The organism is Serratia proteamaculans, assembly GCF_946227095.1.
GTDB classification, from domain to species: Bacteria; Pseudomonadota; Gammaproteobacteria; order Enterobacterales; family Enterobacteriaceae; genus Serratia; species Serratia proteamaculans_E.
The window spans coordinates 487521-502714 of the sequence record NZ_CAMISV010000001.1; the positions used below are offsets into that span (position 1 = coordinate 487521).

Consider the following 15194-nt stretch of genomic DNA (forward strand, 5'->3'; position numbering starts at 1 on the left):
TATATTTAGCCCTGCATTCTATGTAAAGCATAAAGTCACCACTCAGCATTTAGCGTAGTTCGCTTAGATTATTTCGCACATTGAAATAGCTTAATGGAATAAAAACAGTCAGTTAGAATAGAGCGGGAACGCCGTAAATAACGGTTGGGATTTTTGGTAAAAGCACTGGGCGGATAGACAACTATTATCCGGAGAAATAACCGATATCTCTGTATATTAAGCTGTCACAGGTTCAACCTGCTGTTTTTCAGCAGGCTGAACGCAGATGATAATATTTAGAACCCGGAGCCCGGCAGCAACAGAAATGCTTCTTCTTCCGGGGTTGATACGCGACCTAATATCGCATTACGGTGCGGGTAACGGCCAAAACGGTCAATAATGGCTTTATGTCGCAATTCAAACTCCAGCTGATCGCCATTATCCAGTTCGGTATACAACGCCAGCGCCTGCTGATGGATCAGCGCCGACTCCGAGTGCATAAACGGTAAATAGAGAAAACCCCGCTGTTCCCGGCTGAGCTGTTCACACTGCCCACTGCGCACCGCCTCCTGCGCCAACACCAGCGCCATACAGTCGCTGGCAAATGAACCGGGCGTGCCACGGAACAGATTGCGGCTGAACTGATCGAGCACGATCACCTCCGCCAATCGCCCCTCAATGGTGTCTCGCCAGTGCGCCAGTTCACCGGCAGCGGCGGCCTGCCAGATCTGGCCAAAATGGGTATGCAGCAGGCGATCAAATTCATCATCCTTTTTGAACCACATTGCCGGTTCGATCTCGTCGAACCAGAAGTCTAATACCTGTCTGTGCATCACGGTCTCCTGTTGTTTACTTCAGCATAGCATCCTTCATAATACCCCCACTTTGCCGAAAATTTCGCGCACCCTGATTACGGAGTTCCCTCTATGGATCATTGCCATACTTCCGATCTCATTTCCCTGGAGCAGGCGCTGGAGAAGATGCTCAGCCAGCTCTCCCCCCTGCAGCAGACCGAATCCATTGCCCTGACCGCCGCCGCCGGCCGTATTACTGCCGCACCGGTGATTTCCCCTATCGACGTGCCCCCGTTCGCCAATTCGGCGATGGACGGTTACGCCGTGCGCCTCGCCGATTTGCAGGCCAATGCCCCGCTGCCGGTAGCAGGCAAAGCCTTTGCCGGTGCACCATTCAACGGTGACTGGCCGGCCAACACCTGCGTGCGCATCATGACCGGCGCCCCTATCCCTGTCGGCGCCGAAGCGGTGATCATGCAAGAGCAGGCCGAGGTGAGTGATGCCGGCGTTCGCTTCACGGCCGAAGTGCAAGCCGGGCAGAATATCCGTCTGGCGGGGGAAGATATTCGCCAGGGTGCCGGGGTGTTACCCGCAGGCATCAGGTTGGGCGCGGCACAGTTGCCGTTGCTGGCCTCGCTCGGCGTCGCCGAAGTCCAGGTGATGCGCAAACTGAAAGTCGCCGTGTTCTCTACCGGCGACGAGTTACAACCGGTCGGTCAGCCGCTGCAGGCCGGGCAAATCTACGATACCAACCGCTTTGCGGTGCGCCTGATGCTGGAACAACTGGGCTGCGAGACGCTGGATCTCGGCATTATTCGTGATGATCAAAACGCCCTGCGTGCCGCCTTTGAACAAGCGGACAGCCAGGCCGATGTGGTGATCAGTAGCGGTGGCGTCTCGGTCGGTGAAGCCGACTACACCAAGCAGATGCTGGATGAACTGGGCGAAGTCAGCTTCTGGAAGCTGGCGATCAAACCCGGTAAGCCTTTTGCCTTCGGCAAGTTGAAACATGCCTGGTTCTGTGGCCTGCCGGGTAACCCGGTTTCCGCCGCACTGACCTTCTACCAACTGGTGCAACCGCTGTTGGCAAAGCTGGCCGGTCACAGCGACTGGCAGTTGCCACCGCGTCTGCAAGCACGCGCATTAACACCCTTGAAGAAAGCGCCGGGCCGTCTCGATTTCCAGCGCGGCGTGTTTACCAGCAACGCGCAGGGTGAATTGGAAGTAAGCAGCACCGGTCATCAGGGCTCGCACGTCTTCAGCTCGTTCAGCCAGGGCAACTGCTTTATCGTGCTGGAGCGCGATCGCGGCTCTGTGGCGGTGGGCGAAAAGGTGGAAATTGAGCCCTTCAACGCCTTACTGAGGAACTGAACATGCTGCCGGAATTAACCGATGCCGAAGAACTGCGCTATAACCGCCAGATTATCCTGCGCGGCTTCGACTTCGACGGCCAGGAAAAGCTGAAAGCCGCGCGGGTACTGATTGTCGGACTCGGCGGGTTGGGTTGCGCCGCCGCGCCTTATCTGGCCGCTGCAGGCGTCGGCCACCTGACGTTGGTTGATTTCGACACCGTTTCGCTCTCCAACCTGCAACGCCAGATCCTGCACCGCGACGCACGCGTTGGCATGGCGAAAGTGGAATCGGCGCGTATCGAACTGAGCGCCATCAACCCGCATATCCACATTGATGCCGTTGACGGGCAGTTGGACGACTCTCAGATGGCGGCACAGATTGCCGCCTGCGATCTGGTGCTGGACTGTACCGACAACGTGGCAACGCGCGATCTGCTGAATCGCCTGTGCCATGCGCAGCGCAAACCGCTGGTGTCCGGCGCGGCGATCCGTATGGAGGGGCAACTGAGCGTCTTCACCTACCAGCCTGATGAGCCTTGCTACCGTTGCCTGAGCCGGTTATTCGGCGATACCGCCCTGACCTGCGTCGAAGCCGGTGTAATGGCCCCGCTAGTGGGCACCATCGGCACCCTGCAGGCCATGGAGGCCATCAAACTGCTGACGCAATACGGCCAGCCGCTCACCGGCAAACTGCTGATGTTTGATGCCATGACGATGCAATTTCGTGAAATGAAGCTGCCGAAAAATCCGCAGTGCGAGGTTTGTGGCGGGGAATAGCAGACACAAAAAAGGCGGGAGTGCTCCCGCCTGCGATTATCACTGGTTATCTTTGCGGGTGCGTATAACGCGCCCCTACCAGAGAGTTAGACGATACCCTGGCTACGCAGATAGTCTTCGTAGTTGCCGGTAAAGTCGATCACCTTAGTCGGTGTCATTTCCAGTACGCGGGTCGCCAGCGAGCTAACGAACTCACGGTCGTGGGAAACGAAGATCAGGGTGCCTTCATACATTTCCAACGCCATGTTCAGCGACTCGATGGATTCCATATCCAGGTGGTTGGTTGGTTCATCCATAATCAGGATGTTAGGACGCTGCATCATCAGCTTGCCGAATAACATGCGGCCCTTCTCACCCCCTGACAACACCTTCACTTTCTTCTTGATGTCGTCCTGGCTGAACAGCAAACGACCCAGCACGCTGCGAACGGCCTGCTCGTCGTCTTTTTCCTGCTTCCACTGGCTCATCCAGTCGAATACCGTCAGGGTGTCATCGAATTCGTATTCGTGATCCTGAGCGTAGTAACCGATCTTGGCGTTTTCAGACCATTTCACGCTGCCGCTGTCCGGTTGAGCATCGCCAACCAGCGCTTTCAGCAGGGTCGACTTACCGACGCCGTTCGGGCCCAGCACCGCGACTTTCTCGCCCACTTCAACCATCAGGTTGAGCTTGCTGAACAACGGACCGTTGTCGAAGCCTTTGGTCAGTGCTTCCACTTCCAGCGCGTTACGGAACAGTTTTTTGTCCTGGTCAAAACGGATGAACGGGTTCTGACGGCTTGAAGCCTTCACTTCCTCCAGCTGGATCTTGTCGATCTGGCGGGCACGTGAAGTCGCCTGTTTGGATTTGGAGGCGTTGGCGCTGAAGCGGCTAACGAACGACTGCAGTTCGTTAATCTGTGCCTTCTTCTTGGCGTTATCCGCCATCAGACGTTCACGCGACTGGGTTGCCGCCGTCATGTATTCGTCATAGTTGCCCGGATACACGCGCAGTTCGCCGTAGTCCAAATCCGCCATGTGTGTACATACCATGTTCAGGAAGTGACGGTCGTGCGAAATGATAACCATGGTGCTGTTACGCTCGTTCAGCACCTGCTCCAGCCAGCGAATGGTATCGATGTCCAGGTTGTTGGTTGGTTCGTCGAGCAACAGGATTTCTGGATCGGAGAACAGCGCCTGCGCCAGCAACACGCGCAGTTTGAAGCCCGGTGCGATTTCGCTCATCGGGCCGTAATGCTGTTCAACCGGGATGCCTACGCCGAGCAGCAGCTCGCCAGCACGGGCTTCGGCGGTGTAACCGTCCATCTCGCCGTAAGCGACTTCCAGATCGGCCACTTTATAGCCGTCTTCTTCGCTCATTTCGGCCATAGCGTAAATACGGTCACGCTCTTCCTTCACTGCCCACAGCTCATGGTGGCCCATGATGACGGTGTCCAGCACGCTGTATTGCTCAAAAGCGAACTGATCCTGACGCAGTTTACCCAGACGCTCGTTCGGATCGAGGAACACGTTGCCGCCGCTCGATGCCAGGTCGCCGCCCAGGATTTTCATAAAGGTGGATTTGCCGCAGCCGTTAGCCCCGATCAAACCATAGCGGTTACCGCCACCAAATTTAACAGAGATGTTTTCAAACAGCGGCTTACTGCCAAACTGCATAGTAATGTTGTTAGTGCTTAACACAGCGCTCGCTCTTCATATCATTAGGAATGTGATTTGGCGCGCATTATGCCATAACGGGGATAAGAGATCGCGGGAAGTTTCGGTGACAATTTGAGCAATGATTGCCATCGATAAAGCCACCATGGCTGGCAACACCAGAGTAAACACGCTTTCCCCCTGACAACGAAAACTGCCGCTCATTCTCCGTTTCCTGTCATATCCCGACTCAGGATTAATGTTATAGCTGGATTGAAGACACTCACGCTGAGGGATAAACCCGGGTAAGTCAGCCATTATGGGCTAGTATTCAGGCCTGAATCGTATCCAGAAAAGAGAACATAGTCATGGAGAATCACTATAATTCTGCGCTGCTGATAGGGGCAGGATTAAGCGTTATCGCTGCCCTGTTACACCTTTGGGTTATTAAAGCCGGGCCACGCGGCTACCGCCTGTTTGGCGCCGGTGAACGTTTTATTCGTGCCGCTGAGGCTGGGAAAATATTTCCTGCGGTGGCAACGGCGGGCATCGCTACGGTGCTGTTGATCTGGGCAGCCTATGCACTTTCAGGCGCTGGAGCCGTACCACCTTTGCCACTACTGCGGCCAGTGCTGTGTTTCATCACGTTTATCTACCTGCTGCGCGCTATTGCCGGCCCCTTAGCTTTACGTGGAACCGGCCGCAGCAACCACTTTATTATCGTCTGCTCACTGATTTGCCTTGGCGTCGGTTTGGTTCACCTGCTGGGGCTGGTGCAACGCTGGAGTACACTGGCATAACCTGTTTCTGTGCGAACTTAACAATGGTATATCTACAACGGGCAAGCAGATGGGTTAATCGGGGAAACAGCCGTTGATCTGTGCATAAGCTGCCGCATCTGTAAACAACGGCTCAGAGTTGCCGTCGGCCAGAAAACCCGCAGCTAATTTAGCGGTATTTGCCCACAGGGTTTGCGGGATCCATGAGCCAACACTCACCCGCCGAACGCCAAGTTCAGCAAGCCGGTCAGCCGGCAGAAGGCCGGGCCAGGCGATCACATTCAGTAGCAGATCCGTGTTGTCGGCAATATCACGGATCTGCTCCGGATCCGTCACGCCCAAAACAAACAGACCGTCGGCCCCAGCGTCACGGTAAAGTTTGGCGCGCACCAGCGTCTCATTAACTTGCATGGCGGCAGGAGCCAGATTGCGCGCATAAACATCCGTGCGGGCATTGATATAAAGTCTGACGCCCATTCGCTCCGCAACACTGCGCGCCCGGCTGATTTTTTCGCACAACGTTTGCGGCGAGTCCGCGCCATCCTGAATATTGATGCCAACCGCTCCGGCATCAATAAAGCGGGCAACCACATTTTCGAAGCTGTTTGCTTGCGTGCCATAGCCGCCTTCAATGTCGACACTGAGCGGCACTTTAATCACCCGAGCTATCGCCGCGATAGCCGCCAGATGCGGCTCCAGCGGTAGCTTATCTCCATCACGATAGCCAAGTGACCAGGCAACACCGGCGCTGGTGGTCGCGATCGCCGCCGCACCAAGGCTTTCAATCAACAATGCGCTACCGGCGTCCCAGGCATTGGGCAGGCGCAGTGGGTGTGGCTGGCAGTGTAAACGGGCAAAAACGGTGGCGTTATTGTTGAGATCCATAAAATTCTCCCGATAAAAAACGTATTCTAACCACCGGCAATCTGGATGATAATAGCGGCGAATTTCAGATATTCATTCCTCAGGAGAACGAATGGAAGAGCCTTCCCTGCATCTGGTGAAAGTCTTTGTTGCCGTGGCGGAACACCAAAGCTTTGCCAGGGCGGCGCAAATGCTCAATATGACGCCTTCGGCCATCAGTCGTCTGGTCAAAAAACTTGAGCTGCAGGTTGATATGTTGTTGATCAACAGGACCACCCGGGCCATGTCGCTTACCGACGCGGGCCAGCGTTACTTTACCGACTGCAGCGCTGCACTTGAGCAGTTGCGCATCGCCTATGAGCGAATGCGCGATGAGCAAAGTCAGCCACGGGGAACGCTGCGAGTCAGCACTTCTCTGTCTTTTGGTCGTCTTCACGTTGCGCCGCACCTGTCGGCTTTTATGAGCCAATATCCCCAGTTACGGATAGATATGCTGATGACTGACCGTTATGTCGACATCGTTGCGGAGCACGTGGCCGTGGCCATCCGTATCGGCCGCCTGCCTGATTCCAGCCTGGTGGCGCGCAAACTGCTCAATAATCGCCGCATTCTTGTCGCCGCACCGAACTACCTGCAACAGCATGGCATACCGGAAACCCTGGAGGAGTTGCAACGGCACGAATGTCTGGTTTCGACGGCGAGTCATGACGGTGAGAAATGGCGCCTGTTTGGCGTTGAAGGTGAAACCCTCTTTCGCCCTAAGGGCAGAATGCGTGCAGACAATGGCGATGCGGTTAAACAGTTTTGTCTCGACGGGCAAGGCATTGCGTTTCATTCCGCTGTGACCATGGCCGACGCCATCAGTTCGGGCGAGTTGGTGCAGGTGTTGCCGCAATGGACGGGCAGAGAGACTGGGGTTTATTCCGTTTACCCACCAGGGCCTGTGGGGCCGGCGGCGAGGGCACTGGTCGAATTTCTGAGCCACCGCTGGCAGCAAGAGTTATGCCTGCAAAGCGCCAAAATATAATGAGGCATTATCCATCTGCCGGGGGATTCCCGGCTAATGCGCTTTCTGCAAAAAAGAAATCACCAGCACCCATGTTTTAAGATACTGAAATAGACATCTTTAAATTTCTCTTTCCTTAAAACATCCCCTTTCAATACCGAAACTTCTTTATCCCACATTGGGGTGAGATTGGGTTCGCCGTTTTTGTTATTTAGCTTTTTTAAGCCACAGGCAGCATAAAGTTTAGCTTCTGGCGTTGCCTGCGGATTATTGGCAATACGCAAGAAAACGGCCCCCGCATCCTGGTAGGTGAGAATTTCTATTAAATCGGTCTCTCCAGCACTGCCAATACCAACAAAGCCATTCATTCCCAAAGAGAAATGGCTAACCCTGGATAGATTCTTTTCTGTCGCTTCACGGCTTTGCTCAGCGGCATTTCCGTAGAGGGAACAGAGAGAAACCAAAACCAAAGTAATAACGCTCAAGATCCTTTGCATAAAAACCTCCCTATTCAGAATTGAATGACCGTGACGATCGGACAGGTTGCCTACGCCAGACTAGCACGGTATTCAGCCGGTTTTATACCGTGCTGGACTGCGCCGATATCCAATCCTGCTGATGCAAAACCTCCACAAACGCCCGTGACGCCGCGCTGCGATAGGTATCTTTACGCTGTAGCAATACCGCCCGGCGCACGGGCATGGCGGTGACTAGTGGCATCACTCGCAACTGCGGATTTGCCTGGGCAATCGCCGCCGGCAGCACCGTGGCAAGCGAGCCACGGCGTACCATCTCAATGATGGCACCAATCGCATTGGCCTCTACCGCAACCCGTGGCCGGATCCCCTGTTGACGGCAATAGTCGTCGATAAACTGTCGGGTAGCAAAATCTTCACTCAGCAGCGCCAGCGGCTGTTGCTCAAATGCCTGCGCCGTCAAGGCTTCGTACTTTTTGGCCAATGGGTGATTAATGCCCACCACCATATTCAGCGACTCGCTAAACAGATCCTCGGTCTCGATATCCGCCAGTTGCGCCTGACTAAAAGCAATACCCAGATCCAACCGATCCTCCGCCAACAGCGCCTCAATCCTGTCCTGTGTCATTTCGTGAATACTCAAGGTTATCCCCGGATAACGCCGATAAAAGGCATCGATAACCGGGCCCACCAGATAGGCGGTAAAGGTCGGCGTCATCGCCAACCGCAGGTTGCCACGCTCCAGCGTTGCCACGTCATGGATTGCCCGCGCACCGGCATCCAGATCCTGCAACGCCAGTTGGGCATAGCGCATCCAGGCAACACCGGCGTCGGTCAACCGCACCGCACGGCCACTACGATCAAACAGCGGTGTGCCCAGCGTTTCCTCCAGCTGTTTGATTTGCTGCGACAGCGTTGGCTGCGAGACGTGCAGCGCTTCGGCGGCGCGGGTGAAGTTGCCCTGCTCAGCAACGGCCAGAAAATAACGGATATGTCGCAGCAGCATAACGCCTCTATTATTGGTAATTCCTATGGCTACCATTATAAATGGGTCTTAGACCCTATAGCCAGAGCGGCGCATGATGCGTCCATCGCTTAACGGCAACCAGATGGAGGCAGTATGAAAGAGGTTATCGAAGGTTTTCTGAAGTTTCAGCGCGAGGCATTTGTCGAGCGTACGGCACTGTTCCAGCGGCTGGCTACTCAGCAGAACCCGCGAACCCTGTTTATCTCCTGTTCCGACAGCCGCCTGGTACCGGAGCTGATTACCCAGCGTGAACCGGGCGATCTGTTTGTGATCCGCAATGCCGGCAATATCGTGCCCTCGTTCGGCCCGGAACCCGGTGGCGTATCCGCGTCGGTGGAATATGCCGTCGCCGCGCTCGGGGTTGAAGATATCGTGATTTGCGGGCATTCCGACTGCGGCGCGATGACCGCCATCGCCACCTGCCAGTGCCTGGAACATATGCCTACCGTGGCTAACTGGCTGCGCTATGCCGATTCCGCCAAGGCGGTCAATCAGGCTTATCAGCATGCCACCGAGGGCGAGCGGGTCAGTTCGATGGTGCGCGAGAACGTCATCGCACAGTTAACCAATATCAAAACTCACCCTTCCGTAGCGGTGGCGCTTGAACAAGGGCGATTGAAACTACACGGTTGGGTGTATGACATCGCCAGCGGTGGCATTGAAGCGCTGGATGGCGAAACCCGTCGTTTTATCCCGCTGGCCACTCATCCTGACGTCACGGCAACCCCTGCCGTACCCCGTTTTTAATTTCATTCCTTAAGGAAACAATATGACCCAGTCACTGCACTACTCATCCCCACGCGAAACCCTGACCGACACCATTATGATGGCCAAGATCCGCAAAAACCTGACCTTCGAAGCGATTAACCAGGGCACCGGCTTAAGCCTGGCGTTCGTCACCGCTGCCCTGCTGGGCCAGCATCCGCTGCCGGAGCAAGCCGCCCGCGTGGTGGCAGAGAAACTGGATCTGGATGAAGACGCCATTCGCCTGCTGCAAACCATTCCGCTGCGCGGCAGCATCCCCGGCGGTGTGCCGACCGATCCCACCATTTATCGCTTCTACGAAATGGTGCAAATCTACGGTTCCACGCTGAAAGCCCTGGTGCATGAGCAGTTTGGCGACGGCATCATCAGCGCGATTAACTTCAAGCTAGATATCAAAAAAGTGCCGGATCCGGACGGTGGCGAACGCGCGGTGATCACCCTCGACGGTAAATACCTGCCGACCAAGCCTTTCTAATCGACAAATAATGAGGCAGCGCCCGAATCAGGGCCTGCCTCATTCCAGATACTCAGGCATACCGGACAATGGTCAAACGCTCTTCTTCTGAAGGGGCGACAAAGTACTGGGTGAGCAGATCGAAAGCCTCCTCGCTTAACGTAAAGGGATGGTCGCCTTGCTCATTTCTGAGTTTTATCCGGCTTTTACATAACGCATCACTGACATCGATAAAATGCAGGCAGTGGCCAACGCCAGCCAACTCGGCTAATTGTCGCGCCCACAGTCGCCGATCCGGCGTATTCATCGGAAAATCCAGCACCACAGACAGGCCATGACCCAGCAGTTGCACAATATGCTCACTCAACGCCTCGCGTAGCCGGGCTGAGTAGTGAACATAATCCTGCAAAGTCGCCATCTGTTGTCCATACAGCGTTTTCAGCCAGCTATCTTCAACCAGCAACAGCGTTTGAGGTTGCTGCGCAAGGTTGTTCGCTAACGTCGATTTGCCTGAACCGGCTTTACCGCACATCAAATGCAACACGGTGGGGAAATGATTTTTCATGGGTTCCTCCAGGGGATATTGCCAACAGGAGGGAGTGCTAAACCCGCCTGACTGGCGGGTTTTCGCTTAAAACAGACGCGCTATCCCACCACTCTATGAATGGTGATAATAATCTGCACGAATGAAAAACGATTTCTGTTCATCAGATATCAATAAGATAAACCCCAAGAGTTGTCAATCGACGTGATAGCCGCGGCTGTCCTGCGGTGCCTGTTCCCGCTGATCCAGCCCATAGTCGCGTACCACTTCCGCCACCCGCAGGCGATACTGCGCCAGCACGCCATGACGGCCACGCGTCTGTGCGGCACGGTGCTTTTCGATATTGCGCCATTGCTGCACCGCCGCTTCATCACGCCAAAAAGAAAGCGACAGCAGCCGCTGCGGATCGGCCAGGCTTTGGAAGCGCTCAATGGAAATAAACCCGTCAATCTCCGCCAGCAGCGGCTTCAGCTCAGCCGCCAAATCAAGATAGGTTTCACGTTGGCCGTCGGCGGCCTGCAGTTCAAAAATAACGGCGATCATAATAAGCTCCTGTCAGCGGTAAATTCAGGCACGCGCGCGTTTTGCGAAGCCCGCCAGCGGACATTGTTCAGCAGTTGCAGATCAATACCCAAGGCGGATAAATGCTCAATGCCACAACGCGCGATCATTTTCGCCCAGTCCGTGCCCGGACAGCGATGCGCACCCTCACCGAAAGCAAAACTTTCGTCCCCCGCGCACAACAACACCAGGACGCTCTGCCCAGCCAGCACTGGGTAACCGGCAACTTGCGTATCCCGTAAAGCAAAGCGGCGGGTGTTTTGAATCGGGGGTGTGTCGGACAAGACTTTTTTAATCAGTTCCTGCGCACTCCCCTGGTGGTTACACATCAATAACAACGCTTGCCCGATCAAGCCGGCAGTCCCTTCACAAGCCTGAAACATCAAGCCAATGGCATTGGCCATTGCCACCTGACGATCAAGACCTTGCATCGCGCATGAATGCTGCAAACTCAGCCATAACGGGCCACTACAACCCTCAATACGCGCCGTTAAACGCTCCACGGCCAGGATCCCCCGTTTCACCTGCTGGTCACTGCCACCCGGAGCAATACAGCGGGAAAAATCCAGAATATCATCGACTAACTCCGACCACTCATCCGCAGGGATACCCAGCAGTGCAGCTATAACACACACCGGCAAGGCATAGTTAAAACGGGTGATCTGCTTTGCGTCCTGGATGGAAGGCATTAACTCTCGCGCCACGCTTAATGCGGTTTGCCGGACCCGGTTTGGGTTAAAGGAGGTTAACGTCTGCAGAATGGCTTCTTTGAGTCTGAGCTGTTGTTCACCTTCCTGCATTCGTACCAGAGCACCGAAAATGGGCTGTGCTGGCGTGTTCAATAAGGCCGTGGGGATAGGTTCAGCTGCAGGACGGACCCCAAAGTCAATATTGTGCAAAACCTCCCGAACCACCACAGGAGAAGCGGCTACCCAACTCTGCAAGTCGGGTTGAAATGCTATCGGTGTCATCTGCATATAATCAGCAAGCGGATCGTCAGAAGTGACGGCAGCAATGGCACGGGAAATGGGGCAAACTGACATGATGTTCTCCGTTGGACTGAACCAGTATGAAAACCCATCCTAGCGCTAGCCTGACAGCCATACTTCGTCTAATCTCGAAGTATGAATAACATCGATATTGAAGATCGTCTGGCGGCCCTGACCGCCGCCATTGCCGACCGCACCCGGGCGCGTATGCTGTGCCTGCTGATGGATGGCCGTGCCTATACCGCAACCGAACTGAGCGCGGCGGTGGACGTCGCGGCCTCTACCGCCAGCGGGCACCTGGCACGCCTGCAAGAACAACGGCTGATTGTCTGCGTCAAGCAGGGCCGCTATCGCTATTTCCGCCTGACCGGGCCTGCAGTGGCCGCCGCGCTGGAAACGCTGATGGCACTGGCCGGGGTTGAAAGGCCGGTAGTGAAAAGCAGTACCCCAACCTCATTGCAATTTGCCCGCACCTGCTATGACCATATGGCCGGAGAAATCGCGGTAAAATTGCATGACCGGTTGCATCAAGTAGCCTGGCTGGAGGGGGATGAAGACTACCGGTTAACGGACGCTGGCCGCACCGCTTTAACCCGGCTGGGCGTCGACTGTTCGGCGGCGCTTTCACGGCGGCGCTTCGCCTGCGGCTGTCTGGACTGGAGCGAACGCAAGGCCCACCTTGGCGGCGCTCTGGGTGCCGCGGTGCTCAACGTCTTTATCGATCGCGGCTGGATCCGCCGTCAGCTTGAAAGTCGTGAACTGCAGCTCACCGCCGCCGGTAAAAAAGCGCTGACAGCACATTTTGGTCTCACGCTTTAACCCTGCGCCGCGTTAGTTTTGCTGCAATACTCAATAGGCAAACCGTCAACCCGAGGACTCTTCATGCTCAGCCAAACCCAATTCCCGATCGTCAAACGCTGGCCCGCACAGCACCCGGAAAGGCTACAGCTTTACTCTCTGCCAACGCCCAACGGCGTAAAAGTATCCATTATGCTGGAAGAGATTGGCCTGGCTTATGAACCGCACCTGATCGATATCGGCAAAAACGAAACCTGGACGCCAGAGTTTCTGTCGCTGAACCCGAACGGCAAGATCCCGTCGATTATCGATCCCAATGGCCCCGGCGGTAAGCCACTGGCGCTGTTTGAATCAGGCGCAATCTTGCTGTATCTGGCGGAGAAAAGCGGTAAGTTCCTGCCACAGGATCCCGCTCTACGTTATGAAACCATCCAGTGGGTATTTTTCCAAATGGCGGCGGTTGGCCCAATGTTTGGCCAGCTCGGCTTCTTCCACAAATTCGCCGGTCGCGAATATGAGGACAAACGTCCGCTGGAACGCTATAAAAATGAATCCAGGCGCCTGCTCGGCGTGCTGGAAACCCGGCTTGAAGGCCGTGACTGGATCATGGGGCAGGATTACACCATCGCCGATATTTCACTGCTGGGATGGGTACGTAATCTGATCGGCTTCTACGAAGCGCGTGAGCTGGTAGAGTTCGATAGCTTCCCACGGGTGGGACAATGGCTGGATCGCGGTCTGGCGCGTCCGGCGGTACAACGCGGCCTGAATATTCCCGCCCGCAGCGAATAATGAATCCCCTGGGATAGCCGCCCGGCTATCCTTTCCCCCCCAGTTACCGTCATAAAACTGTCACACCTCTGCACTACCCTCCTTCGTAACAAATTGATGCCAATTATAATTTTGTATTTCGAAAAGGAGCTTTCCCCTATGCAGCAGTCTCTTTCCCTGATCGCCGGTGCTGTATTATCCGCGTTATTGTGTTCCGCCGCCTTCGCCGATGAAACACCGGTCAATACCGCGGGCCTTTCCGAGCGTGCGGCACGTGGCAACATTGTTGAGCCCGGTGGCGCACGTCGCCTGAGTGGCGATCAGACCGCCGCGTTGAAAGCTTCACTGTCGGATAAAACCGTCAAGAACGTGATTTTGCTGATCGGCGATGGCATGGGCGATTCTGAAATCACCTCGGCACGCAATTACGCCGAAGGCGCGGGCGGCTATTTTAAAGGCATCGATGCCCTGCCGCTGACCGGCCAATACACCCATTACTCGCTGGACAAGAAAACCCATAAGCCGGATTACGTGACCGACTCCGCCGCCTCGGCGACCGCATGGTCAAGCGGCGTAAAAACCTATAACGGCGCGCTGGGTGTGGACGTCAACGGTAAAGACCAGCCAACACTGCTGGAAATCGCCAAGGCGGCAGGTAAAGCCACCGGCAACGTCTCTACCGCCGAGCTCCAAGACGCTACGCCAGCGGCGCAGATTTCCCACGTCACCTCACGCAAATGTTACGGCCCGGAAGAAACCAGTGAAAAATGTGCCACTAACGCGCTGGAAAACGGCGGCCGTGGCTCCATCAGCGAGCAGTTGCTCAAGGCTCGCGCCGACGTCACTTTGGGCGGCGGGGCAAAATCCTTTAATCAGTTAGCGAAAAGTGGCGAGTGGCAGGGAAAATCGCTGAAAGACCAGGCAACAGCGCTGGGTTATCAATGGGTCGAAAACCTCGAGACGCTGAACGCCGTCAGCGTGGCTAATCAGCAAAAACCGCTGCTCGGGCTGTTTGCCGCCGGAAATATGCCGGTGCGCTGGCAAGGACCGAAAGCCACTTATCACGGCAATATCGACCAGTCGGCGGTAACCTGCGAAAACAACCCGGCGCGCACTGCCGATATCCCAACGCTGGCGGTAATGGCCGAAAAAGCCATCGACCTGTTGAAAACCAATCAAAACGGTTTCTTCCTGCAGATTGAGGGCGCGTCGATCGACAAACAGGATCATGCGGCCAACCCGTGCGGCCAGTTTGGTGAAACCGTTGACCTGGATGAAGCGGTACAGAAAGCGTTGGCATTCGCCCGCGCCGATGGCAATACCCTGGTGATTGTTACCGCAGACCACGCCCACTCCAGCCAGATTATCGCGACCAACGCCAAGGCCCCGGGCCTGACGCAAACGCTGACCACCAAAGATGGCGCACCGATGACCATCAGCTACGGCAACTCGGAAGAAGATTCGCAGGGGCACACCGGCACTCAACTGCGGGTTGCCGCCTACGGTCCACATGCTGCCAACGTGGTTGGGCTAACCGATCAGACGGATCTGTTCTATACCATGCGTGACGCCATGGCGATTAAGTAAGCTAACAGCCAGCTATCGTAACGCCATTCATTGCTGG

General features: G+C 55.6%; 17 protein-coding genes. 9 read left to right on the forward strand and 8 right to left on the reverse strand.

The window, feature by feature from the left end:
• Positions 1-275 precede the first annotated feature (275 nt).
• Positions 276-812 (reverse strand): DUF924 family protein, encoded by a 537-nt coding sequence (locus tag OC597_RS02395; RefSeq protein WP_262207261.1) that lies wholly within the window; start codon positions 810-812, stop codon positions 276-278.
• Between the two features lie 93 nt (positions 813-905).
• On the opposite strand from OC597_RS02395, the gene moeA reads away from it, so the two are divergent.
• Positions 906-2144 (forward strand): molybdopterin molybdotransferase MoeA, encoded by a 1239-nt coding sequence (gene moeA, locus OC597_RS02400; RefSeq protein WP_262207262.1) that lies wholly within the window; start codon positions 906-908, stop codon positions 2142-2144.
• Positions 2145-2146: 2 nt separating this feature from the next.
• A complete protein-coding gene (moeB, locus tag OC597_RS02405; RefSeq protein ID WP_262207264.1) occupies positions 2147-2902 on the forward strand; it encodes a molybdopterin-synthase adenylyltransferase MoeB in 756 nt (251 codons plus the stop codon).
• Positions 2903-2988: 86 nt separating this feature from the next.
• On the opposite strand, the gene OC597_RS02410 is transcribed toward moeB, so the two are convergent.
• Positions 2989-4581, reverse strand: coding sequence for an ABC-F family ATPase (locus tag OC597_RS02410; RefSeq protein ID WP_099064096.1), 1593 nt, complete (start codon positions 4579-4581; stop codon positions 2989-2991).
• 323 nt (positions 4582-4904) lie between these two features.
• Between OC597_RS02410 and OC597_RS02415 the strand changes: the two genes are divergently transcribed.
• On the forward strand, positions 4905-5336 hold the full coding sequence (locus OC597_RS02415) for a hypothetical protein (protein ID WP_262207266.1): 432 nt from the start codon (positions 4905-4907) through the stop codon (positions 5334-5336).
• Between the two features lie 54 nt (positions 5337-5390).
• Here OC597_RS02415 and OC597_RS02420 read toward each other — a convergent pair whose 3' ends face one another.
• Complete coding sequence (locus OC597_RS02420; protein WP_262207268.1) at positions 5391-6200, reverse strand: isocitrate lyase/PEP mutase family protein; 810 nt, start codon at positions 6198-6200, stop codon at positions 5391-5393.
• Positions 6201-6291: 91 nt separating this feature from the next.
• Between OC597_RS02420 and OC597_RS02425 the strand changes: the two genes are divergently transcribed.
• The gene (locus OC597_RS02425; RefSeq protein WP_261440512.1) at positions 6292-7206 is read left to right on the forward strand and encodes a LysR family transcriptional regulator; all 915 of its coding nucleotides are present in this window, start codon (positions 6292-6294) and stop codon (positions 7204-7206) included.
• 59 nt (positions 7207-7265) lie between these two features.
• Here the strand turns inward: OC597_RS02425 and mchS3 are convergent, their stop codons facing one another.
• A complete protein-coding gene (mchS3, locus tag OC597_RS02430) occupies positions 7266-7682 on the reverse strand; it encodes an MchS3 family protein (RefSeq protein WP_262207271.1) in 417 nt (138 codons plus the stop codon).
• Between the two features lie 82 nt (positions 7683-7764).
• Positions 7765-8667, reverse strand: coding sequence for a transcriptional regulator CynR (cynR, locus tag OC597_RS02435; protein WP_262207273.1), 903 nt, complete (start codon positions 8665-8667; stop codon positions 7765-7767).
• Positions 8668-8781: 114 nt separating this feature from the next.
• Here cynR and OC597_RS02440 point away from each other — a divergent pair, with 114 nt between their 5' ends.
• On the forward strand, positions 8782-9435 hold the full coding sequence (locus OC597_RS02440) for a carbonic anhydrase (RefSeq protein WP_261252047.1): 654 nt from the start codon (positions 8782-8784) through the stop codon (positions 9433-9435).
• A gap of 22 nt (positions 9436-9457) precedes the next feature.
• On the forward strand, positions 9458-9928 hold the full coding sequence (cynS, locus tag OC597_RS02445; RefSeq protein WP_012005966.1) for a cyanase: 471 nt from the start codon (positions 9458-9460) through the stop codon (positions 9926-9928).
• Positions 9929-9980: 52 nt separating this feature from the next.
• Here cynS and OC597_RS02450 read toward each other — a convergent pair whose 3' ends face one another.
• The 3 genes from OC597_RS02450 to OC597_RS02460 all read right to left on the reverse strand — a co-directional run bounded on the left by OC597_RS02450 (position 9981) and on the right by OC597_RS02460 (position 12055).
• Positions 9981-10472 (reverse strand): P-loop nucleotide/nucleoside kinase family protein, encoded by a 492-nt coding sequence (locus tag OC597_RS02450; RefSeq protein ID WP_261252045.1) that lies wholly within the window; start codon positions 10470-10472, stop codon positions 9981-9983.
• A gap of 174 nt (positions 10473-10646) precedes the next feature.
• A complete protein-coding gene (locus OC597_RS02455) occupies positions 10647-10994 on the reverse strand; it encodes an antibiotic biosynthesis monooxygenase family protein (protein ID WP_085115906.1) in 348 nt (115 codons plus the stop codon).
• Positions 10991-12055 (reverse strand): cytochrome P450 family protein, encoded by a 1065-nt coding sequence (locus OC597_RS02460; protein WP_262207277.1) that lies wholly within the window; start codon positions 12053-12055, stop codon positions 10991-10993. Before OC597_RS02460 ends, OC597_RS02455 begins: the two co-directional genes overlap by 4 nt.
• A gap of 81 nt (positions 12056-12136) precedes the next feature.
• Here OC597_RS02460 and OC597_RS02465 point away from each other — a divergent pair, with 81 nt between their 5' ends.
• The 3 genes from OC597_RS02465 (at position 12137) to phoA (ending at position 15157) form a co-directional block, all read left to right on the forward strand.
• On the forward strand, positions 12137-12820 hold the full coding sequence (locus OC597_RS02465) for an ArsR/SmtB family transcription factor (protein WP_262207279.1): 684 nt from the start codon (positions 12137-12139) through the stop codon (positions 12818-12820).
• A 63-nt stretch (positions 12821-12883) separates the two neighbouring features.
• Positions 12884-13591, forward strand: a complete 708-nt coding sequence (locus tag OC597_RS02470; RefSeq protein ID WP_262207281.1) for a glutathione S-transferase N-terminal domain-containing protein — start codon at positions 12884-12886, stop codon at positions 13589-13591.
• Positions 13592-13729: 138 nt separating this feature from the next.
• Entirely contained in the window at positions 13730-15157 is a 1428-nt protein-coding gene (phoA, locus tag OC597_RS02475; RefSeq protein WP_262207284.1) for an alkaline phosphatase, read from the forward strand.
• The last annotated feature ends 37 nt before the right edge of the window (positions 15158-15194 follow it).